Annotated in this window: 20 protein-coding genes; 6 read left to right on the forward strand and 14 right to left on the reverse strand. The window is 65.5% G+C overall.

Features of this window, described 5'->3' with window-relative positions; all coding sequences use genetic code 11:
• Positions 1–11: 11 nt before the first annotated feature.
• From bamB to ndk, 6 genes are all read right to left on the reverse strand, one after another.
• A complete protein-coding gene (gene bamB, locus AASM09_RS13400) occupies positions 12–1,220 on the reverse strand; it encodes an outer membrane protein assembly factor BamB (RefSeq protein WP_005409300.1) in 1,209 nt (402 codons plus the stop codon).
• Positions 1,220–1,858, reverse strand: a complete 639-nt coding sequence (locus AASM09_RS13405; protein ID WP_033834897.1) for a YfgM family protein — start codon at positions 1,856–1,858, stop codon at positions 1,220–1,222. The genes bamB and AASM09_RS13405 overlap by 1 nt, the downstream gene beginning before the upstream one ends.
• A 65-nt stretch (positions 1,859–1,923) precedes the next feature.
• On the reverse strand, positions 1,924–2,796 hold the full coding sequence (locus AASM09_RS13410; RefSeq protein ID WP_049427443.1) for a RodZ domain-containing protein: 873 nt from the start codon (positions 2,794–2,796) through the stop codon (positions 1,924–1,926).
• 18 nt (positions 2,797–2,814) lie between these two features.
• Positions 2,815–3,600: a tetratricopeptide repeat protein gene (locus AASM09_RS13415; RefSeq protein ID WP_049427441.1), complete on the reverse strand. Its 786-nt coding sequence runs from the start codon at positions 3,598–3,600 to the stop codon at positions 2,815–2,817.
• Entirely contained in the window at positions 3,587–4,792 is a 1,206-nt protein-coding gene (gene rlmN / locus AASM09_RS13420) for a 23S rRNA (adenine(2503)-C(2))-methyltransferase RlmN (RefSeq protein WP_005409296.1), read from the reverse strand. The genes AASM09_RS13415 and rlmN overlap by 14 nt, the downstream gene beginning before the upstream one ends.
• Positions 4,793–4,802: 10 nt before the next feature.
• A complete protein-coding gene (gene ndk, locus AASM09_RS13425) occupies positions 4,803–5,228 on the reverse strand; it encodes a nucleoside-diphosphate kinase (RefSeq protein ID WP_008265389.1) in 426 nt (141 codons plus the stop codon).
• Between the two features lie 363 nt (positions 5,229–5,591).
• On the opposite strand from ndk, the gene AASM09_RS13430 reads away from it, so the two are divergent.
• The 3 genes from AASM09_RS13430 to AASM09_RS13440 all read left to right on the forward strand — a co-directional run bounded on the left by AASM09_RS13430 (position 5,592) and on the right by AASM09_RS13440 (position 9,969).
• On the forward strand, positions 5,592–6,245 hold the full coding sequence (locus AASM09_RS13430; RefSeq protein ID WP_049427155.1) for a TetR/AcrR family transcriptional regulator: 654 nt from the start codon (positions 5,592–5,594) through the stop codon (positions 6,243–6,245).
• Between the two features lie 39 nt (positions 6,246–6,284).
• Positions 6,285–8,657 (forward strand): 3-hydroxyacyl-CoA dehydrogenase/enoyl-CoA hydratase family protein, encoded by a 2,373-nt coding sequence (locus AASM09_RS13435; protein WP_343368472.1) that lies wholly within the window; start codon positions 6,285–6,287, stop codon positions 8,655–8,657.
• 103 nt (positions 8,658–8,760) lie between these two features.
• Positions 8,761–9,969: an acetyl-CoA C-acyltransferase gene (locus tag AASM09_RS13440; RefSeq protein WP_100443607.1), complete on the forward strand. Its 1,209-nt coding sequence runs from the start codon at positions 8,761–8,763 to the stop codon at positions 9,967–9,969.
• Between the two features lie 477 nt (positions 9,970–10,446).
• On the opposite strand, the gene galU is transcribed toward AASM09_RS13440, so the two are convergent.
• The 8 genes from galU to cmk form a co-directional block, all read right to left on the reverse strand.
• Positions 10,447–11,325, reverse strand: a complete 879-nt coding sequence (gene galU, locus AASM09_RS13445; RefSeq protein ID WP_049428015.1) for a UTP--glucose-1-phosphate uridylyltransferase GalU — start codon at positions 11,323–11,325, stop codon at positions 10,447–10,449.
• A complete protein-coding gene (locus tag AASM09_RS13450; protein WP_049428017.1) occupies positions 11,322–13,235 on the reverse strand; it encodes a polysaccharide biosynthesis protein in 1,914 nt (637 codons plus the stop codon). The genes galU and AASM09_RS13450 overlap by 4 nt, the downstream gene beginning before the upstream one ends.
• 15 nt (positions 13,236–13,250) lie before the next feature.
• The gene (locus AASM09_RS13455; RefSeq protein WP_049428018.1) at positions 13,251–14,228 is read right to left on the reverse strand and encodes an MraY family glycosyltransferase; all 978 of its coding nucleotides are present in this window, start codon (positions 14,226–14,228) and stop codon (positions 13,251–13,253) included.
• 3 nt (positions 14,229–14,231) lie between these two features.
• Entirely contained in the window at positions 14,232–15,410 is a 1,179-nt protein-coding gene (gene lapB / locus AASM09_RS13460; protein WP_049428020.1) for a lipopolysaccharide assembly protein LapB, read from the reverse strand.
• A 6-nt stretch (positions 15,411–15,416) separates the two neighbouring features.
• Complete coding sequence (locus tag AASM09_RS13465) at positions 15,417–15,698, reverse strand: LapA family protein (protein ID WP_049428022.1); 282 nt, start codon at positions 15,696–15,698, stop codon at positions 15,417–15,419.
• 76 nt (positions 15,699–15,774) lie between these two features.
• Positions 15,775–16,080 (reverse strand): integration host factor subunit beta, encoded by a 306-nt coding sequence (locus tag AASM09_RS13470; RefSeq protein ID WP_005409286.1) that lies wholly within the window; start codon positions 16,078–16,080, stop codon positions 15,775–15,777.
• A gap of 88 nt (positions 16,081–16,168) precedes the next feature.
• The gene (gene rpsA / locus AASM09_RS13475; RefSeq protein WP_005409285.1) at positions 16,169–17,854 is read right to left on the reverse strand and encodes a 30S ribosomal protein S1; all 1,686 of its coding nucleotides are present in this window, start codon (positions 17,852–17,854) and stop codon (positions 16,169–16,171) included.
• 198 nt (positions 17,855–18,052) lie between these two features.
• Positions 18,053–18,730, reverse strand: coding sequence for a (d)CMP kinase (gene cmk, locus AASM09_RS13480; protein WP_005409284.1), 678 nt, complete (start codon positions 18,728–18,730; stop codon positions 18,053–18,055).
• 197 nt (positions 18,731–18,927) lie between these two features.
• Between cmk and ykgO the strand changes: the two genes are divergently transcribed.
• From ykgO to AASM09_RS13495, 3 genes are all read left to right on the forward strand, one after another.
• Positions 18,928–19,053, forward strand: coding sequence for a type B 50S ribosomal protein L36 (gene ykgO, locus AASM09_RS13485; RefSeq protein ID WP_005409283.1), 126 nt, complete (start codon positions 18,928–18,930; stop codon positions 19,051–19,053).
• 176 nt (positions 19,054–19,229) lie between these two features.
• On the forward strand, positions 19,230–19,529 hold the full coding sequence (locus AASM09_RS13490) for a hypothetical protein (RefSeq protein WP_226053522.1): 300 nt from the start codon (positions 19,230–19,232) through the stop codon (positions 19,527–19,529).
• 39 nt (positions 19,530–19,568) lie between these two features.
• Positions 19,569–20,606, forward strand: coding sequence for an agmatine deiminase family protein (locus AASM09_RS13495; RefSeq protein ID WP_049429012.1), 1,038 nt, complete (start codon positions 19,569–19,571; stop codon positions 20,604–20,606).
• Positions 20,607–20,815 lie beyond the last annotated feature (209 nt).

The raw sequence follows: 20,815 nt of genomic DNA on the forward strand, positions 1-20,815 counted from the left end.
TACTCCAATTTTTAATTTGCCAACCGGAAGGCGGTCAGCTTGCCATCCACGTTCTGCACCAGCAGCACCCCGTCGACGACGACCGGCTGGGCCAGCAGGGCGTCACCGCCGCTCTTCGCCCGTGCCGCCATCGCACCATCGGAGGTCTTCAACCAGTGCACGTATCCCTTGTAGTCGCCAACGACCACGTAATCACCGTGCAGCGCCGGGCCGGTCAGCGAACGACGCGCCAGCTCGGTCTGCGACCACATGGCAGCGCCGGTCGCCTTGTCCAGGCCGAACACGCCACCCTTGTTGTCGGTGACGAACACATTGCCCGACGACACCGCCACGCCACCTGCACCACCATGGTCACGCGCCCACAGCGGGCGACCGGTCGGACCTTCGATGGCCATGGTCTGGTTCTTGAAGCTGCTCACGAAGAGGGTGTTGCCCTCCAGCACCGGAGCACCGTCGACGTCGGCCATGCGGTCCAGCTCGGTACGGCCTTCGCCGTTGCCAAGGTTCTGTTCCCACAGGGTACGCCCATCCTGCATGGCCAGCGCGGCAACCGCGCCTTCGTCCTTGCCGATGAACAGCACGCCCGGACCGGTGACCACCGGGGCGTTGCCGCGCACGGTCAGCGCCGGCAGCTCGCTCGGGTTGAACCACTTCTGGGTGCCGTTGCCGGCATCGAAGGCGGTGACGCGGCCGTCGTTGCTGCGCACGAACACCAGGCCCTGGGCCACGGCCGGCGCGGCAATGACCTCACCCGGAACACGGGCGCGCCACTTCTCGCTGCCGTCATTGATGTCCAGCGCGATGACCTGGCCATCGAGCGTGCCGATCACGACCAGGTTCTCACCAACACCCGGACCGCCGGACAGGCGCAGCTTCGGCTTCTTCTTTTCCTTCTGCGGCTCCCAGGTCCAGACCTTCTTGCCGGTCTGCAGGTCGATGGCGTGCACGCCACCGGTGATAGCCGCGGCGAACACATGGCCATTGGCCACGGCCGGGCCCTGGCGCACGCCGATGCGGCGCTCGCCCTTGCCGAGGTTGACCGACCAGGCCTTGTTGACCTTCACGCTCGGCTCGAACTTGACCAGCTCAGCCGGCTCCTGGGCCTTCTTCGCTGCCGCGTCCTTGCCGGCGAACCAGCCCTTCATGGTGCTGCAGCCGGTCAGGGCCATGCCCATCAGGAGCACGGTGGCGACGCGGGTGATCATGACCTTCTGACTCATCAAACCGACTCCGCAGGGGCGGCGACCGTGCCGCCGGCATCCATAACCTTGGTTTCCAGCAGGCGCCGCTGCGGCGCTGCCACGTCCAGCGACTTCAGCGCCTTCTCGTACTGTGCGCGGGCATCATCGCGCTTGCCCTGCGCCATCAGCGCATCGCCATGGATTTCCAGGCTGCTGCTGTCGGTGGCGCTGCCCAGCAGCTTGATTGCCTCGTCGCTCTTGCCGGTGGCCACCAGCAGGCGGGCCACACGCTGGTCGACCACGCGCTGCAGGTCGCTTTCGACCTTCACGGCGCGCAGGGTGGCCAGCGCTTCTTCGTTCTTGCCGGCGTCGACCTGGGCCTTGGCCAGCTGCAGCGCCGCGAGGTCGCCGTAGATGCTGGACGGGCCGGCTTCGAGCGCCTTGACCGCCTTGGCGGCGTCGTCGAGCTTGTTCTGCTGCAGGCCAACGAGCGCCTTCTGGTACTCGACATTGGCCGAGGCCAGCTTGCCGCCCTGATCCTTCTGGTACCACTGCCAGCCGGCAATGGCACCGATGGCGATGACCACGCCACCGAGGATGCTGGCGCCATTCTTCCGCAGCCAGCTGCGGACGCGTTCACTTTGTTCGTGCTCGTCGAGCAGATCGTCGATCGCCATGCGTACTCTCGCCCCGCCCATCGGGAGGGACCATTGGGTTTAATCGAAGGTGGTGAAACCGCGCCTCAGTGCGAAACCGGGACTACGGAGCCTTCAGAGGATACCTGAAAGCGTGCCACGTTGGCTCGCTGGTAGGGGGTCAGATCGACGATAGCGCCGTTCTGCTGAACCTGGACCGCCGAAGCGTTGCCCAGGGTCACCCGGGCCACCTGGCCGGGCGTGAAGCTGCGGCTCTCGCCGGACTTGATCAGTGCCTTCTCGACGGTGCCGCCGTCCGGACCACCGATATCGACCCAGCTGTCGCCGCTGAACTGCATCTCCAGCGTATTGGCGGCCGCGGGCGCAGTGGGTGCCGGACGCGGCACCGGGGACAGCGAAGCGACATACGGCGTTGCGGCCGGCTTGCTGGCCGGGCCGCTTGCGACTTCAACCGGGGCCGAGGGCTCGACACCCGCAGCGGACGGGGCCACCGGCACAGCGGCCGGGATCGCGTCCAGCGAGGCGGTGTTCGGCGACGGCGTGGCGCTGCCATCGAAATGGCCGCGGGTGGCGAACCACACCGGCACGGCCAGCACGGCGGTGATGCCGACGTACAGCACGCGCCGGCCGAGGTTCTCGGCAATGCGGCGCGCACGCGGGGTATGGGTATGGCTGACCAGGGTGGGCGGCACCACCGGACCCACCTGGGCCTGCTCGAGCAGCTGGCCCACATCGACATCAAGCAGGCGCGCGTAGCTGCGCAGCTGGCCGCGCACGAAGACGGGTGCGCCCAGCTTCTGCCACTGCTCTTCTTCCAGCGACTTGACCACCTGGACCGGCATGCGCAGGCGCGAGCCGACATCCTCAAGGGTCAGTCCGGCCGCTTCACGGGCCTGGCGCAGGCGGGTGCCGCAGCCGGCCGCAGTCTCGAGAGCGCTCACAGTCTGGTCATCAATCACAATGCATCAACCCTGGAGTTAGGAGCCCGCTTCCTGCGGAAATTCCTGTCGAATCCGCTGGAGATAGCGGTCAGATGCCGCCCTATCCCCCAGCCGCGCTTCGATTTGAGACGCAAGTTGTAACACGGAACGCGTTGCGGGTGCAGCCGCAATCCTACGTTCGGCGAAGGCCCGGGCCTCCATGTAGCGGCCCTGGCGGAAGCTGAGCTGGGCCATGGCCTCCAATGCGACCGGGTTGCCGGGCAGCGTCGCCAGCGCCGCGCGCAGGTCGCGCTCGGCACGCTCGAACTGGCCTGCATCCAGCGCACAGCTGCCGGCATTGGCCTGTGCTTCGGCTACGGCGGGGTTGCCCGGCGCCCGCTGAGCACGATCGAACCAGATCAGCGATTCGGCCGCCTGGCCCTGCTGGCAGAGCCACGCACCATAGTTGTTGAGCACGTCGCCGCGCTGCGGCGCCAGCTCGGCGGCCTTGCGGAAGTTCTCGCCGGCCTGCTGGCTGCGACCGCGACGCTCGTCGATGCCCGCAAGCAGGACCAGGCCGTCGGGGGCCGTGGGCACCAGCTTCTGGGCTTCGCGCGCCTTGCGCTCGGCGGCATCGAGATTACCGCCCTGGATGTCGCGACCAGCCAGGGTCAGCAATTCCTGCCAGCGCACCTGCTGCCGCACCCCATCCGGATCACGGACGGAGTAGACCGGCGCCTCGCTCGGGCCGAGCTTGGCCTTGGGATGGGATTTGCAGCCGCCGACCGCGAGGGCCAGCGTGCCTGCGAGCAGAACCAGCCAGAGGCGGTCAGGCCGCGGCATCGCTCCCCTTCCCCGCCTGCAGCGTCTTGTTGAACTCCGCCTGGCGGCGGGTACGGTCCATGACTTGCCCCTTGAGCTGGCCACAGGCGGCGTCGATGTCGTCGCCACGGGTGCGGCGGACCATGGTCAGCACGTTGCTGTCGAGCAGGATCTTCTGGAAGGCACGGATGTGCGCCTCTTCCGAACGCTCGTAGCGGGTGCCCGGGAACGGGTTGAACGGGATCAGGTTGACCTTGCCCGAATCCTTGGCCTGCACCGCGTTGTCGAACTGGCGCATCAGGCGGGCCAGCTCACGGGCATGCTCGGGCTTGTCGTTGATGCCCTTCATCAGGGTGTATTCGAAGGTGACCGATTCGCGGCGCTTGTTGGCGCGCAGGTAGCGTGCGCACGAGGCCATCAGCTCGGCGATCGGGTACTTCTTGTTGAGCGGCACCAGGGTCTCGCGCAGCGCGTCGTTCGGCGCATGCAGCGACACCGCCAGCGACACGTCGCTTTCGGCAGACAGGCGATCGATCTGCGGCACCAGGCCGGAGGTCGACAGGGTCACGCGCTTGTTGGCCAGGCCGTAGCCCAGGTCGTCGCGCATCACGCTCATGGCGCGCACGACGTTGTCGAAATTCATCAGCGGCTCGCCCATGCCCATCATCACCACGTTGGTGAGGCGGCGCATCTGGTGCGGCACGTTGCCCAGGTGGCGTGCGGCAACCCACACCTGGCCGATGATCTCGGCGGTGGTCAGGTTGCGGTTGAAGCCCTGGGTGGCGGTGGAGCAGAACGTGCAGTTCAGGCCGCAACCGACCTGCGAGGACACGCACAGCGTGCCGCGGGTCTTGTCCGGGATGTACACGGTCTCGATGGCGTTCTTGCCATCAACGCCCATCGCCAGCAACCACTTGTGGGTGCCGTCGGCGGAGGGCTTGTCGAACACGATGTTCGGAACCAGCACCTCGGCATGGGCCTGCAGCTTGGCGCGCAGGACCTTGCCGAGGTCGGTCATTTCATCGAAGTCGGTGACGTAGCGATGGTGGATCCACTTCATCACCTGATGGGCACGGAACTTCTTTTCGCCAAGAACCTCGACGAAAAACTTCTCCAGGCCCGCGCGATCGAGGTCGAGCAGGTTCTGCTTGCCAGCCGTGGGTGCCGACTTCGGCAGCGGCTGGATGGCGGGGGACTGTACGACCTCGTTCACGGCATTACTCTCAGCGCGAAACGACTTCGGTGGCGGCGAAGAAGTAGGCGATTTCAATCGCGGCATTCTCTACCGAGTCCGAGCCGTGGGCGGCGTTGGCATCGATGGATTCGGCGAAGTCGGCGCGGATGGTACCGGCGGCGGCTTCCTTCGGGTTGGTGGCGCCCAGCAGGTCGCGGTGGGCCAGGACGGCGTTCTCGCCTTCCAGGGCCTGGATCATCACCGGGCCGGAGATCATGAACTCGACCAGCGCGTTGAAGAACGGACGCTCGCGGTGCACGGCGTAGAAGCCTTCGGCTTCACGGCGCGACAGCTGCTTGTACTTGGCGGCCACGACCTTCAGGCCGGCCTTCTCGAAGCGGGCGTAGATTTCGCCGATGACGTTCTTGGCAACGGCGTCCGGCTTGATGATCGAAAGGGTGCGCTCCAGCGCCATGGGATGTCTCCAATGGAATCGGGCCGCTGATGGCCCGAAGGGTAACATGAAAAAAACCCGCGTCGGGACGCGGGCTTAGCCTGATAAACGTAGGCGAATTGTAAAAGATAAAGCGCTGCCGTGGTAGAGGGCGGCCAGCGCCCCCTGTAGAGCCGGGCCCATGCTCGGCTGCTTTTGGCCAGAAAGGCAGCCGAGCATGGGCTCGGCTCTACAGAAGCCGCACAGCCTTCCAGGCCCCCTCACCCCATTCACCCACCTGAGCGGATTCTGACCACCCTGCGCATTTTTGCTGCACTGCAAAATGCCATACGGTACCGTCTGGTTCTAGTATCAAACAATCGTTTGATTAAGGTCTGCCAACTGATGGCCAAGCCCGCCCACTTCTCGACCAAGGACCGGATCCTCGGTGCCGCCGAGGAGCTGTTCGCCCAGCACGGCTTCGCCGGCACCTCGCTGCGCCAGGTCACCAGCCAGGCCGACGTCAACATCGCTGCGGTCAATTACCACTTCGGCTCCAAGGAAAACCTGGTCAACGAGGTGTTCCGTCGCCGCATGGACGAGATGACCGGCGCCCGCCTGTCGCAGCTGGAACGTGCCCGCGCCGAGCACCCCGGCGAACTGCGCCCGGTGCTGGCCGCCTTCGTCGAGCCCGCCCTGGCGCTGGCCCAGGACCGCCAGAACGGCGGCGCCTTCGTGCGCGTGATCGCCCGCGCCTACGCCGAGAAGAACGACAACCTGCGCAAGTTCCTGTCCGACCACTACGGCCACGTGCTGCGTGCGTTCGGCAAGGCCATCGGCGAGTGCGTGCCCGGCCTGAGCAAGGAAGAGCTGTACTGGCGCCTCGACTTCCTGGCCGGCTCGCTCACCTATGCCATGGCCGACTTCGGGCTGATCAAGCGTCCCGCCGGTGTCACCGAAGCGGCGCACCGTGCCCATGCCGCCCACGAACTGATCCATTTCGCCGAAGCCGGGTTCCGCGCCGCCGCACGCGCCAGCGCCCTGCCCGCTTCCCTTTGATTCCACCCAGTAACTGCTGACCAACAAAGGCCCTACACCATGTCCAATTCCCTGCTAGTCCGCCGCGCCGCCGTGCTGGGTGCCGGCGTCATGGGTGCCCAGATTGCCGCCCACCTCACCAACGCTGGCGTCGACACCGTGCTGTTCGACCTGCCCGCCAAGGAAGGCCCGGCCGACGGCATCGTGCTGAAGGCGATCGCCAACCTGGGCAAGCTGAGCCCGGCGCCGCTGGCCAGCAAGTCGCTGGCCGAAGCCATCACCCCGGCCAACTACGAATCCGGGCTGGAGCAGCTGAAGGACTGCGACCTGATCATCGAGGCCATCGCCGAGCGCATGGACTGGAAGCAGGACCTGTACAAGAAGATCGCCCCGTTCGTGGCCGACCACGCGGTGCTGGCGTCCAACACCTCGGGCCTGGGCATCAACAAGCTGGCCGACGTGCTGCCCGAGCAGCTGCGCCACCGCTTCTGCGGCGTGCACTTCTTCAACCCGCCGCGCTACATGCACCTGGCCGAGCTGATCCCGGCCACCACCACCGACGCCGCCGTGCTGGAAGGCCTGGAAGCATTCCTGGTCACCACCCTGGGCAAGGGCGTGGTGTACGCCAAGGACACCCCGAACTTCATCGGCAACCGCATCGGCGTGTTCTCGATCCTGTCGACCATCCACCACACCCAGCAGTTCGGCCTGGGCTTCGACGAAGTGGACGGCCTGACCGGCCCGCTGGTCGGCCGCCCGAAGTCGGCCACCTACCGCACCTCCGACGTGGTCGGCCTGGACACCATGGCCCACGTCATCAAGACCATGGGCGACACCCTGCCGAACGACCCGTGGCATGAATTCTTCAAGTCGCCGAAGTGGCTGGACGCGCTGATTTCCAAGGGCGCGCTGGGCCAGAAGACCGGCGCCGGCATCTTCCGCAAGGTCGGCAAGGACATCGTGGTGCTGGACCTGGAGAAGCAGGACTACCGTCCGGCCGACCGCACCGCCGCACCGGAAGTGGTCGAGATCCTGAAGATCAAGAACCCGGCCGAGAAGTTCGCCAAGCTGCGCGAGAGCCAGCACCCGCAGGCGCAGTTCCTGTGGGCGACCTTCCGTGACCTGTTCCACTACAGCGCCTACCACCTGGCCGACATCGCCGAAACCGCGCGCGACGTCGACCTGGCCATCCGCTGGGGCTACGGCTGGTCGCTGGGCCCGTTCGAAACCTGGCAGGCCGCCGGCTGGAAGCAGGTCGCGCAGTGGATTGCCGATGACATCGTGGCCGGCAAGAGCATGAGCAACGCCCCGCTGCCGGACTGGGTGTTCGATGGCCGCGACGGCGTGCACGCCGCCGAGGGCAGCTACAGCCCGTCGCGCAACGCCAAGCTGCCGCGCTCGTCGCTGCCGGTGTACCAGCGCCAGCGCTTCCCGGATCCGCTGCTGGGCGAAACGTTCGCACCGGGCGAGACCGTGTTCGAGAACGACGGCCTGCGCATGTGGCACGACGGCGATGGCATCGCCGTGGCCAGCTTCAAGACCAAGATGAACACCGTCTCCGACCAGGTGCTTGATGGCCTGCAGGAATGCGTCAGCCGTGCCGAGAAGGACTTCCAGGGCCTGGTGATCTGGCAGCAGAAGGAACCCTTCTCCGCCGGTGCCGACCTGGCCGGTGCACTGGGCCTGCTGCAGGCCGGCAAGGTCGACCAGTTCGAAGAAATGGTCGCCAACTTCCAGCGCACCAGCCAGCGCATCAAGTACTCGCTGGTGCCGGTGGTGGCCGCCGTGCGCGGCCTGGCCCTGGGTGGTGGCTGCGAGTTCCAGATGCACAGCGCCAAGACCGTGGCCTTCCTGGAAAGCTACATCGGCCTGGTCGAAGCCGGTGTCGGCCTGCTGCCGGCCGGTGGCGGTCTGAAGGAACTGGCCGTGCGCGCCTCGCAGGCCGCAGGCCCGGGCGGCGATGTGTTCGCTGAACTGAAGAAGACCTTCGAGACCGTGGCGATGGCCAAGGTGTCCAACTCGGCGGTCAACGCCAAGGAACTGGGCCTGCTGCGCAGTACCGACAAGGTGGTGTTCAACAGCTACGAGGCCCTGCATATCGCCAAGGCCGAAGCACGCGCCCTGGCCGAAGCGGGCTACCGTCCGCCGCTGCCGGCGCGCCGCATCCAGGTGGCCGGTGACGTGGGCATCGCCACCTTCAAGATGATGCTGGTCAACATGCTGGAAGGCCGTTTCATCAGCCCGTACGACTACGAGATCGCCGAGCGCATCGCCACCGTGCTGTGCGGCGGCAAGGTCGACCGCGGCACCCTGGTGGACGAAGAGTGGCTGCTGACCCTGGAGCGCAAGCACTTCGTCGAACTGGCCCAGCAGGAAAAGACCCAGGCCCGCATCGCGCACATGCTGAAGACCGGCAAGCCGCTGCGTAATTGATCGCCATCCCTGCTTTTGGTGGGTGCCCACTTTGGTGGGCACTCCCTGATGTGGCAGTCGAGCATGGCTCGACTCTACAAAACCTATTCGAGAGATCACTGCAATGACCAAGCAAATCCAGGACGCCTACATCGTCGCCGCCACCCGTACCCCGGTTGGCAAGGCGCCCAAGGGCATGTTCCGCAACACCCGCCCCGACGACATGCTTGCGCACGTGCTGCGCAGCGTCGTCGCCCAGGCCCCGGGCGTGGACGTCAACCGCATCGATGACGCGATCATCGGCTGCGCCATGCCGGAAGCCGAGCAGGGCATGAACGTGGCGCGCATCGGCGTGCTGCTGGCTGGCCTGCCGAACACCATCGCCGCGCAGACCGTGAACCGCTTCTGCTCCTCCGGCCTGCAGGCCGTGGCGCAGGCCGCCGACGCGATCCGCCTGGGCAACGCGGACCTGATGCTGGCCGGTGGTACCGAGTCGATGTCGATGGTGCCGATGATGGGCAACAAGATCGCGATGGCGCCGAGCGTGTTCGACAATGACCACGTCGCCATCGCCTACGGCATGGGCATCACCGCCGAGAAGGTGGCCGAAGAGTGGAAGGTCTCGCGCGAGGACCAGGACGCCTTCGCCCTCGCCTCGCACCAGAAGGCCATGGCCGCGATCCAGAACGGCGAGTTCAAGGACGAGATCAGCCCGTACGAGATCGTCTCGCACCTGCCCGACCTGGCCGACGGCCAGCGCATCATCACCCGCAACAAGGTCGTCGACACCGACGAAGGCCCGCGCCCGGACTCGTCCGCTGAAGGCCTGGCCAAGTTGCGCCCGGTGTTCCGCAACGGCCAGTTCGGCGGCACCGTCACCGCCGGTAACTCCTCGCAGATGAGCGATGGCGCCGGTGCCGTGCTGCTGGCGTCGGAGCAGGCCATCAAGGATTACGGCCTGACCCCGCTGGCCCGTTTCGTCAGCTTCTCGGTGGCCGGCGTGCGCCCGGAAGTGATGGGCATCGGCCCGATCGCCGCGATTCCGAAGGCGCTGAAGCAGGCCGGCCTGACACAGGACCAGCTGGACTGGATCGAATTGAACGAAGCCTTCGCCGCGCAGTCGCTGGCGGTGATCCGCGATTGCGGGCTGGACCCGAGCAAGGTCAACCCGCTGGGCGGCGCGATCGCCCTGGGCCACCCGCTGGGCGCGACCGGCGCGATCCGTACCGCCACCCTGCTGCACGGCCTGCGTCGTCGCCAGCAGAAGTACGGCATGGTGACGATGTGCATCGGCACCGGCATGGGCGCAGCGGGTATTTTCGAGGCGCTGTAAGGTTCAAAGCGTTGCCGGCGGGATGTCGGTCTGCTTGCAGGGCCCGGGTGGGTGAGGCTGCCCGGGACACGCCGTGAACCCGTCCCTGGGGGCTTGGCAGCGGCATCCATGCCGCTGACAGTCCCGGGCAGCCTCACCCACCCGCGCCATCCATCATTCCGCGCGGCGGAGGGGTGAGCAAAGGCAGGATCAAGAGCTGGGATCAGATCCCTTTGCTGCGCAAAGGGATCTGACCCCAACAAGTAAAAAAGGCAGCCATCGGCTGCCTTTTTGCTTTTGCTCTTGCCCTTGATTCCGCCCTTCCCGTCCGCGCCCGCAGGAAACTGTCGAGAGGCGCGGGCAGTCCGCTGCAGGACCGTTGGCGCCATGGATGGCGCCATCGAGCCCCCAGGGATGGGTTTACGGCGTGTCCTGCAGCGGACTGCCCGCGCCTCCCCCACTTTGCAGGAAGGCGCTGCACGGAGCGCTTGATAAACCTTATTCCACCAACATCGCCGTCAGCTTCTCCCGCGCCGGCCCTGCCAGCTTCGGGTTGTCCAGCGCGAAGCGGATCGTCGCCTCCACCAGCCCCAGGTGCGTACCGCAGTCGAAACGAGTGCCCTCGAATCGGTAGGCATCGACCTCTTCGGTCTTCAGCAGCTGCGCGATCGCATCGGTCAGCTGGATCTCGCCGCCGGCACCGCTGCCGGTCTGCTCCAGAAGCTCGAAGATCTTCGGGCTCAGCACATAGCGGCCGACCACCGCCAGGTCGCTCGGCGCGTCCTCCGGCTTCGGCTTCTCCACGATCTGCGAAATGCGACCCTTGCGGCCGTCGAATGCGTCGGTGGCGACGATGCCGTAGCTGGCGGTCTTGTCATGCGGCACGTCTTCGACCGCGATCACGCTGGCACCACTGGCCTCGTTGAGGTCGGCCATCTGCTTCAGCGCGCCGTCGCCGCGATTCCAGATCAGGTCGTCGGGCAGCAGAACCGCGAACGGTTCGTCACCGATCACGGCCTTGGCACACAACACCGCATGGCCCAGGCCCAGCGCCTCGGCCTGGGTCACGAAGATCGCGCGCACGCCATTGGGCAGTACGTGACGGATCAGTTCCAGCTGCTCCTGCTTGCCAGCGCGCTCGAGCTTCTGCTCCAGCTCGTAGGCCTTGTCGAAATAGTCGGCGACTGCATGCTTGTAACGGTTGGTGATGAACACCAGCGTGTCACAGCCCGCCTCGATTGCTTCATCCACCGCGTACTGGATCAGCGGCCGATCAATGATCGGCAGCATCTCCTTCGGTACGGTCTTGGTTGCTGGCAAAAAACGCGTCCCCAGACCCGCCACGGGGAAAACTGCTTTGCGAATTCGCTTGCTCATTGGTGCCTGTTGGCCTCGCGTGCCGGAAAGGGCACGACTTTAGCGGATGAAATGTAAGCATCCTGTTCGATTGGCGAGAACTCGGGCATCGTCGCGAACAGGACTTCCTTGATGGTTCCGGTGTCGTAGCTGCCGACTGCTTCCCGCAGGCGCGGGACGTTGCCCAGCACCAGATCACGCGAGAACATGCGGACACCGGCCTCGAGAACCTTCGGATGCGCGGTGGCACGGTAGTCCTCGTCCGAATAGAACAGCGTCTCGTGCAGCTTCTCGCCCGGACGCAGGCCGGTATAGATGATCTGCACATCCTTGTACGGCTGCTTGCCCGCCAGACGGATCATCTGCTCGGCCAGCAGCCGGATCGGCACCGGTTCGCCCATGTCGAGCGTGTAGATCGCACCGTGCGAAGCCGAAGCCGCTGCCTGCAGAATCAACTGGCAGGCCTCGGGGATGGTCATGAAGTAACGGGTGACTTCCGGGTCGGTGACCGTGACCGGCCCACCACGCAGGATCTGCTCCCGGAACAGCGGCACCACGCTGCCGGCCGAGGCCAGCACATTGCCGAAACGCACCGTGACGAACCGGGTATGCGTGGACTTCTGGTCCAGGCTCTGACAGATCATCTCGGCATAGCGCTTGCTGGCACCCAGCGCATTGACCGGGTCCACCGCCTTGTCGGTGGAGATGAACACGAAATGCTCGACGCGGGCTTCCAGGCAGGCACGGGCGACGTTCTCGGTCGCCAGGATGTTGTTGCGCACGGCTTCGCGCAGCTGCCGTTCCAGCACCGGCACATGCTTGTAAGCGGCCGCATGGAACGCGGTGTCGACCGGATGCAGCGACAGCGCATGGCGGATCACCGCGGGATCACCACAATCGCCCAGCACCGCTTCGATCTCGATATCGGGGAAACTGCGGCGCAGCTCACCTTCAATGGTCAGCAGCAGCAGTTCGCTGATCTCCAGCAGGATGATGCGACCGGCACCGTGGCGCGCGCACTGGCGGCACAGCTCCGAGCCGATCGAGCCACCGGCACCGGTAACCATCACGGTGCGCCCACCCAACCAACCCCGGATCAGGTTCCAGTCCGGGGTGATCGGCTTGCGGCCGAGCAGGTCCTCGATCGCCACTTCCTTCAGCTGGCCGGGCAGCGACTGGCCCTGCAGGATGTCGCTCAGCTTGGGCACCGTGCGGAACGGCACGCCGGTGCTTTCGCAGATGGCGACCACCCGCTGCATGCCAGCGGCATCCAACGACGGCATCGCGATCACCAGCAACTTGGCCGCGGTCTCGCGAACCACCGACGGTGCGTCATCCAGGCTGCCCAGGATGGGCAGGCCCTGCAGCTTGGCGCCGCGCAGGTGCGGTGCGTCGTCCAGCAGGCCAACCGGCTCGAAGTTGCCGGAACGGCGCAGATCGCGGACCAGGGTCTCGGCTGCCTGCCCGGCGCCCAGGATCAGCACGCGGCGTGCGCTCGAATCGGACTGCAGTGCCTGGTAATCCTTCCAGGCACGGTACAGCAGGCGCGGCGCGCCCAGCAGCGCCGACAGCGCGAACGGATAGATCACCAGCACCGACATCGGCACACCGTCGAAACGCTTCCACATCAGCACCAGCACGATGCCGACCAGGCCGATGAAGCTGGCCTTGAAGATGTTCAGCAGGTCGCTGACGCTGGCGAAACGCCACAGCCCGCGATACAGGCCCACGCGCCAGAACACCAGGCCCTGCAGCAGCAGCACCAGCGTGGTATCGACGTTCCAGAGGGGCAGCGCGGGCGCGTTGGGCAGGATCGAGTACCGCCCCGCATGGAGCAGCTGCCAGCATGCCCAGACCATGAACAGGTCGTGGCAGACGATGGCCGAACGCGGCATCAGGCCAAGAATTCTGTCCCGCCAAGGTGAAGCCATAAGTCAGGTCGTTCCTTATCGGTGACGCAATCCATTGCGCAGGAGGAGCCAGAGGACGCTCAGCGCGAGAAACCACGCGATCGCCAGGACAGCCTCCCACCTCGGCTGCAGATTGGAGCAGACATTAAGCACTGTAATACTGAACAGGCCCAAAGCAAAGTACATCCCTGTCACCTGGGCGTGGCTGGCTCCTGCCTGCACCGCCCGCTGGTAGACGTGCTGGGTATGGGGTTCCATCCAGCGTTGTCCGGAAATGATGCGCGCCGCCAGTGTGAAGCCCGCGTCCACAAGGAATGCCGAAGCCGGCACCAGCAGCAGGATCCAGTGGATATCGGTACGCACCGCGGCGATGGCCAGGACGACGGCGACTGCATAGCCAAGCGCGCCACTTCCGACATCACCCATGAATATCCGCGCCCGCGGGAAATTGAACGGCAGGAAACCCAGGCAGGCCAGGCCCAGCGCCACCGCCGCCAGCGAGTACGGCCAGGGCAGTATCGGCGCCAGGCCCAGTGCAACGACAATGGCCTGGCTGGCAGCAATACCGTTGATGCCATCCATGAAGTTCCAGATGTTGATCAACGAGGCTGTGAATACCAGCACCAGCCCGGCCAGCAACCAGCTTCCACCGTGCACCTTGACCAGGGCGGCCAGCAGCGCGGCAGCAATGAAGTGCACCAGCAGGCGGCGCATGGCCGGCAACGGCCGGTGGTCGTCCCACCAGCCGATGCCCGCCACCAGTACCAGGCCCAGGCTGGCCACCAGCAGGCTCGGTGTCGATTCCGGCCAGACCCACATCGCTGCACCGGCGGTGATCAGCAGGCTGACGACGATGGCGATACCACCACCGCGCGGCGTTGCCACGCTATGGCTGCGACGCTCGCCGGGCTGGTCCACCAGTTGCTGGCGCAGGGCATAACCCCGTGCCGCCCAGGTCAACCCCGCACTCAGCAGGGCCAGCCCCAGCAGCGCGCCCATCACGAGCCACGGCATGGATCAGAGCACCGCGTAGTTCAGCAGTGGCTTGACCGTGCCCCATTCCTTGCAGCTCGGGCACTGCCAATGGTGGGTGCGTGCACCGAATCCGCAACGGGTGCACCGGTAGGCGGGATTGCGCACCAGCAGCTGGTCGGTGATGTGCTTGAGGTCATGCAGGGTCGCAGTGGAATCGGCGCCCTCGGCCAGCGTCAGGTCGATCAGCGCGGATTCGCCGCGCACCGACGGACGATCCTTGAGCTGGCGGCCAAGGTAGGCACGGGCCGGAGCCACACCCTCCTGCTCTTCCATCAGCCGGGTCAGGGCCAGCACCGGGGCGATGCCACGGTAGTGTTCGGTCATTTCCGACAGGAACGCACGCGCGCCCCCCAGGTCGCCGACCTTGCGGTAGTTTTCCATCAACGCCGGCAGCAGCTCGGGCAGGTACTCCGGATCGTTGCGCGCGGCACGTTCGAATGCACGCACGGCGGCTTCAGCGTTGCCCGCATCCGTCTCAAGGCGACCTTCGATGATGCCGGCGCGCACCGACATGGCGTCGGCCTGGTAGGCGCGGGCGATCGCCGCCCTCGCCTCTTCCAGCTTGCCAGCACCGCGGAAGCGTTCGGCCAGTTCGCATTCGAACTGCCCGATCAGCTTGCCCATCGGCTCGCCGGTGACGTCTTCGAAGCGGGTGGCGTTGTCGATCGCCTTTTCCCAGTCACGCTCGGCCTGGTAGATGCCGATCAGGTGCTTGAGCGCCTGCGGGGCGCGCTGGTCCAGCTGCGCCAGCTCGGTGAACACAGTCTCTGCACGGTCCAGCAGGCCGGACTTCATGTAGTCCTCGCCCAGCGCCAGCAGGGCCTGCACGCGCTGCGCGTCGCTCAGGTCATGGCGGTTGACCAGCCCCTGGTGCAGGCGGATGGCGCGGTCGACTTCACCGCGGCGGCGGAACAGGTGGCCCAGCGCAACCTGGGTCTCGAAGGTTTCCTTGTCCAGCTCGGCGATGTGCAGGAACAGTTCGATGGCCTTGTCCGGCTGCTCGTTGAGCAGGTAGTTCAGGCCACGGAAGTAGGTGCTGGACAGGCGGCTGACCTGGTTGTCACCGTGGCGCTGGCCACCACGCCGGCCAATCACCCACCCGGCCAGTGCGGCCAGCGGAACGAACAGGAAAAACCACAGCCACTCGGTGACGAAATCCATCTTCGATCAGCGTCCATCAAAAGATTGGGGGGAAACACCCGCGGCCGGCATGGCGGCGGACTTGTTGGCGCGGCGCAGCTGGCTGTAGAGCGGAATGACCACGCTCACCAGCACCAGGCCGGCACCGACGATGACACCGATCAGCAGGGCCGCAATGAGCGCCACGCCCACGGAGGTATTCAATTGGGTAAACAGCAGGTTGATCGACATCGCGGTCATGTTGACCGCACCAATGATCAGCCCAAGGATCAGGACCGCCAGCAGGACCAGCAGACGAAAGACCTTCATGCGACAGCTCCAGTGGCAGGAGTCCGTAGCTTATCCGACCCGCGGCTGGATTCGCACGCGGTGGCGCGACGGAGGCTCAGGCCGGATCGGCGTCCAGCGGCAGCACACTGCTGACCCGCTCGCGCAGTTCCTTGCCCGGCTTGAAATGGGGGACGTGCTTGCCCGGCAGGGCAACCGATTCGCCGGTCTTCGGGTTGCGACCCAGGCGCGGCGGACGATAGTGCAGCGAGAAGCTGCCAAAACCACGGATTTCGATGCGATCCCCGGCGGACAGCGATCCGCCCATCATTTCCAGCAACGACTTCACCGCCAGATCGACATCATCGGCCTTCAGGTGCGCCTGGCGGCGCGCAAGGATTTCGATCAGTTCGGATTTGGTCATTACCGGCTCACATCAGGGGCATCTCAGCCTGAAACGGCCCGGGCAGAAGCCCGGGCCGTCCAGGAAACAACAAACAGCGTAAGGCCGATTACTCGGACTTGTTGCCGTTCAGCTGTGCACGCAGCAGCGCGCCCAGCTGGGTGGTGCCGCTGGAAGCCGAAGAGGACTGGTATTCCTCCAGCACTTCGCGCATTTCCGCGTCATCCTTGGCCTTGATCGACAGCTGCAGGGTACGGCCCTTGCGGTCCATGCCCACGAACTTGGCTTCGATCTTGTCGCCGACCTTCAGGTGCTGGGTGGCGTCGTCAACGCGCTCGTTGGCGATGTCGCGGGCCGAAACGTAACCCTCGATGCCGTCAGCCAGCTCGATGATCGCGCCCTTGGCGTCGACTTCCTTCACCACGCCTTCAACCTTGGAGCCCTTCGGATTGGCAGCCATGTACTGGCCGAACGGATCCTGCTCCAGCTGCTTCACGCCCAGGGAGATGCGCTCGCGCTCCGGATCGACAGCCAGGACAACTGCGTCCAGGGTATCGCCCTTCTTGAAGTTGCGAACGACGTCTTCGCCGGTGGTGTTCCAGCTGATGTCGGACAGGTGGACCAGGCCGTCGATGCCGCCGTCCAGGCCGATGAAGATGCCGAAGTCGGTGATCGACTTGATCTGGCCCGACACCTTGTCACCCTTCTTGTGGGTGGCAGCGAAGGTTTCCCACGGATTGGCGGCAACCTGCTTCATGCCCAGCGAGATACGGCGACGCTCTTCATCGACGTCCAGCACCATCACTTCGACTTCATCACCAACCTGGACAACCTTGGACGGGTTGACGTTCTTGTTGGTCCAATCCATCTCGGAGACGTGCACCAGGCCTTCGACGCCCGGCTCGATCTCAACGAATGCACCGTAATCGGTGACGTTGGAGACCTTGCCGAAGACGCGGCTGTTGGCCGGGTAACGACGGCCGATGTTGTCCCACGGATCCTCGCCCAGCTGCTTCAGGCCCAGCGAAACGCGGTTGCGCTCGCGGTCGAACTTCAGCACGCGGACGTCCAGCTCGTCGCCGACGTTCACGACTTCCGACGGGTGACGCACGCGCTTCCACGCCATGTCGGTGATGTGCAGCAGGCCGTCGATACCGCCCAGGTCCACGAACGCGCCGTAATCGGTCAGGTTCTTGACGACACCCTTCAGGATCGCGCCTTCCTGCAGCTTGTCCATCAGCTGCTCGCGCTCTTCTGAGTGCTCGCTTTCGACGACAGCGCGGCGCGAGACCACGACGTTGTTACGCTTGCGGTCCAGCTTGATGAGCTTGAACTCGAGTTCCTTGCCTTCCAGGTAGGCCGGATCGCGCACCGGGCGCACATCGACCAGGGAACCCGGCAGGAAGGCGCGGACATCCTTGATGTCCACGGTGAAACCACCCTTGACCTTGCCGCTGATGCGGCCGGTGATGGTTTCGTTCTTTTCCAACGCTTCTTCCAGCTCGTCCCACACCATCGCGCGCTTGGCCTTCTCGCGCGACAGGACGGTTTCGCCGAAGCCGTTCTCGATCGAGTCGAGGGCGACCTTGACGATGTCGCCTTCGGCGACGTCGATTTCGCCAGCGTCGTTACGGAACTGTTCGATCGGCACGATGCCTTCGGACTTCAGGCCAGCGTTGATCACCACGACGTCGCCGCGGACTTCAACAACGGTACCGCTGACGATGGCGCCCGGCTTCAGCTTGGCCAGGTTGGCCTGGCTGGCTTCAAACAGTTCGGCAAATGATTCGGTCATTAGATTTACTCTGTTGGACACATGGGTCGGTGGCGTCCCCTTCAGGGGAATGGCGACCGCCCGCCTGTTGGTCGACCCCGGAAACGCAGGTCGTGTGTAGTAGGAAAACCGCCACGCATCATTGCGCGACGGAGCTGGTACAGCACTGCTTTGCGCGACCACCACCGATGCTGCTGGCAGTGCTCCTGCGCGAACGGATCAGGCAGCCGGAACCGGAAGCAGATCCATCACTCGGGCAACGACATCATCGATGCCGATGCCTGTGGTGTCGATGAGGACAGCATCGTCTGCCGGCTTCAGGGGCGCCACGGTACGCTGAGCATCACGGGCGTCGCGGGCCATGATCTCGCGCAGGAGGTCATCAAAGTTAACAGAAACCCCCTTGTCTTTCAACTGCTTATGCCGGCGCTCGGCGCGCTCCTCGGCACTGGCGGTCAGGAAGACCTTGTAGGGGGCGTCCTTGAAGATCACTGTGCCCATGTCACGGCCGTCGGCGACCAGGCCCGGCAGCTCCCTGAATGCGCGCTGGCGCTCCTTCAGGGCAGCCCGGACCTCGGGAATGGCGGCAATGGCGGAGGCCAGGGCGCCGGTGGTCTCCAGGCGCAGCTCGTCGGTGGCATCGGTGCCGTTGACCATGACCCGCATCGACTCGCCCTGTTCAACAAACTGAACATGGGTGTCGAAGGTGCACCGCACCAGCGCCGAGGCGTCAGAAGTGTCGATGTCGGCCCAGCTCGCGGCCACGCCCACCGCGCGGTACAGCGCGCCCGAATCCAGGTAGTGCCAGCCCATCCGGCGCGCGATGATGCGGCTGATGGTACCCTTGCCGGCCCCGGAAGGGCCGTCGATGGTCAGGACGGGAGCGAGTGGATTCATGGGGTTCCCAGAGCGTGTGAAGGGGTCATTCTAGCCCCTGCCCGGGGCCCCGCGCGGCGACTTTCGTGCAACCACTTGAAACATCGACAAAAAGCCCGGTAGAATGGCGGGCTTGAACGAGCGTCAACTGCCGATTGTCTTTCGCATATCGCGGCCACGCTCCACCCGAACAACTACTGTTTACGCCGAGGTATGCCATGAAAGTCCTGTCCTCCCTGAAGTCGGCGAAGGCCCGTCACCGCGACTGCAAGGTCGTCCGTCGTCGCGGCAAGATCTTCGTCATCTGCAAGTCGAACCCGCGTTTCAAGGCGCGTCAGCGCTAAGCCCAACAGCCCTCGCGGCTGCGGCTGGCCCTACGCGGGGCCGACCCGATGCAAGAAACCGCCTTCGGGCGGTTTTTTGTTTATGCGGCTTTTTCCTGCCGTTTTTGCTGTAATCGCCTTTCTTGACCACTGGGGAGTAGATCGAGATGAAGCGTTACCTGTCCGCCCTGGCCGTGATGGCCACCCTGGCTGCCGCCACGCCGGCGATGGCCGATACGCTGCTTGTCGACCGCGCCCGCGAGAAGCCGGCCGGCGCCCTGCCCGTTCGCGGCCAGAGCATGCAGCAGGTGCAGGCGCAGTTCGGCGCGCCGAGCGAACAACTGCAGCCGCGTGGCGGGCAGAAGCGGCAATGGCCAACCATCAACCGCTGGGTGTACCCGCAGTTCACCGTCTACTTCGAGAAGCAGAAGGTGATCGACGTGGTGGCCAACCAGGCGGACCCGAACGAAATCGGCCCGAAACCGCCGATCCGTTGATCCCTTTACCCGCCGTGGGCGGGCCTGTGTAGCGAGACCATGAACCAGACCCTTCGTTTTCCTGCCGAGTGGGAAGCCCAGAGCGGCGTCCTGATTGCCTGGCCCACCGCCGACACCGACTGGGCCGACCGCCTGGGCCAGGTGGAAGAGACCTACATCGCCCTGGTCGCGGCCATCACCCGCTTCCAGCCGGTGCTGATCTGCGTGGCCGACGACGATGTGGAGACCTATGCCGAAATGCGGCTGCGCTCCAACCGCATCGACATGGACAAGGTCCACTTCACCACGGCCGCCTACGACGATACCTGGCTGCGTGATTCGGGCCCGATCACCCTGCGCCGCGCCGATGGCAGCTTTCAGCTGCTGGACTTCCGCTTCACCGGCTGGGGCGGCAAGTTCGATGCCACCCTCGATGACCAGCTGGTGGGCGTGCTCGACCAGGCCGGGGTGTTCAACAACGCGGCGGTGCGCAGCATTCCGTTCGCGCTGGAAGGCGGCGGCATCGAGACCGATGGCGAAGGCACCCTGCTGACCACCTGGAAGTGCCTGCACGAGCGCCACCCGGACCGCGACCGGGCAAGCCTGAGCGCCGACCTGACCGACTGGCTGCAGCAGGACCGCGTGCTGTGGCTGGACCACGGCTACCTGGAAGGCGACGACACCGACGCGCACATCGACACCCTCGCCCGCTTCGCCTCGCCGGACAGCATCGTCTACCAGGCCTGCGACGATGAGAGCGACTCGCACTACGCCGAACTGCAGGCGATGGGCAATGAGCTGGCCGCGCTGCGCACCAAGGATGGCAAGCCGTACCGCCTGTTCCCGCTGCCGTGGGCACAGCCGGTGATCGACGAAGGCCGCCGCCTGGCTGCGTCGTACGCCAACTACCTGATCATCAATGGCGCGGTGCTGATGCCGGCCTATGGCGACCCGGCCGATGACCTGGCCCGCGACGTGCTGGCACAGGCGCACCCGGGCCGCGAGATCGTGCAGGTGCCCTGCCGCTCGCTGATCTGGCAGAACGGCAGCCTGCACTGCATCACCATGCAGCTGCCGGCAGGGCTGTTGAAGGCGTAACGGTAGTGCCGGGCCTCGCCCGGCACCGCTTTTGTAGAGTCGAGCCATGCTCGACTGGCTTCTTGTAGAGCCGAGCCCACGCTCGGCTGGCCGCTCGCGCGATCGAAGCGGAACGCAGCCGAGCATGGGCTCGGCTCTACAACACCGGCCCATTCAGCGCACGACACGCCGTCGCCGCCCATCCGCGCTAACATGCAGGTTTTCCCCCG

This window comes from Stenotrophomonas maltophilia (genome assembly GCF_039555535.1).
Taxonomy (GTDB): domain Bacteria; phylum Pseudomonadota; class Gammaproteobacteria; order Xanthomonadales; family Xanthomonadaceae; genus Stenotrophomonas; species Stenotrophomonas maltophilia_Q.

What these genes read in the sequence shown, in the direction of transcription:
- bamB (WP_005409300.1), bottom strand. Translation starts at nt 1,220, where the DNA reads ATGAGTCAGAAGGTCATGATCACCCGCGTCGCCACCGTGCTCCTGATG.
- AASM09_RS13405 (WP_033834897.1), bottom strand. Translation starts at nt 1,858, where the DNA reads ATGGCGATCGACGATCTGCTCGACGAGCACGAACAAAGTGAACGCGTC.
- AASM09_RS13415 (WP_049427441.1), bottom strand. Translation starts at nt 3,600, where the DNA reads ATGCCGCGGCCTGACCGCCTCTGGCTGGTTCTGCTCGCAGGCACGCTG.
- ndk (WP_008265389.1), bottom strand. Translation starts at nt 5,228, where the DNA reads ATGGCGCTGGAGCGCACCCTTTCGATCATCAAGCCGGACGCCGTTGCC.
- AASM09_RS13430 (WP_049427155.1), top strand. Translation starts at nt 5,592, where the DNA reads ATGGCCAAGCCCGCCCACTTCTCGACCAAGGACCGGATCCTCGGTGCC.
- AASM09_RS13435 (WP_343368472.1), top strand. Translation starts at nt 6,285, where the DNA reads ATGTCCAATTCCCTGCTAGTCCGCCGCGCCGCCGTGCTGGGTGCCGGC.
- AASM09_RS13440 (WP_100443607.1), top strand. Translation starts at nt 8,761, where the DNA reads ATGACCAAGCAAATCCAGGACGCCTACATCGTCGCCGCCACCCGTACC.
- galU (WP_049428015.1), bottom strand. Translation starts at nt 11,325, where the DNA reads ATGAGCAAGCGAATTCGCAAAGCAGTTTTCCCCGTGGCGGGTCTGGGG.
- AASM09_RS13450 (WP_049428017.1), bottom strand. Translation starts at nt 13,235, where the DNA reads ATGGCTTCACCTTGGCGGGACAGAATTCTTGGCCTGATGCCGCGTTCG.
- AASM09_RS13455 (WP_049428018.1), bottom strand. Translation starts at nt 14,228, where the DNA reads ATGCCGTGGCTCGTGATGGGCGCGCTGCTGGGGCTGGCCCTGCTGAGT.
- lapB (WP_049428020.1), bottom strand. Translation starts at nt 15,410, where the DNA reads ATGGATTTCGTCACCGAGTGGCTGTGGTTTTTCCTGTTCGTTCCGCTG.
- AASM09_RS13465 (WP_049428022.1), bottom strand. Translation starts at nt 15,698, where the DNA reads ATGAAGGTCTTTCGTCTGCTGGTCCTGCTGGCGGTCCTGATCCTTGGG.
- AASM09_RS13470 (WP_005409286.1), bottom strand. Translation starts at nt 16,080, where the DNA reads ATGACCAAATCCGAACTGATCGAAATCCTTGCGCGCCGCCAGGCGCAC.
- rpsA (WP_005409285.1), bottom strand. Translation starts at nt 17,854, where the DNA reads ATGACCGAATCATTTGCCGAACTGTTTGAAGCCAGCCAGGCCAACCTG.
- cmk (WP_005409284.1), bottom strand. Translation starts at nt 18,730, where the DNA reads ATGAATCCACTCGCTCCCGTCCTGACCATCGACGGCCCTTCCGGGGCC.
- ykgO (WP_005409283.1), top strand. Translation starts at nt 18,928, where the DNA reads ATGAAAGTCCTGTCCTCCCTGAAGTCGGCGAAGGCCCGTCACCGCGAC.
- AASM09_RS13490 (WP_226053522.1), top strand. Translation starts at nt 19,230, where the DNA reads ATGGCCACCCTGGCTGCCGCCACGCCGGCGATGGCCGATACGCTGCTT.
- AASM09_RS13495 (WP_049429012.1), top strand. Translation starts at nt 19,569, where the DNA reads ATGAACCAGACCCTTCGTTTTCCTGCCGAGTGGGAAGCCCAGAGCGGC.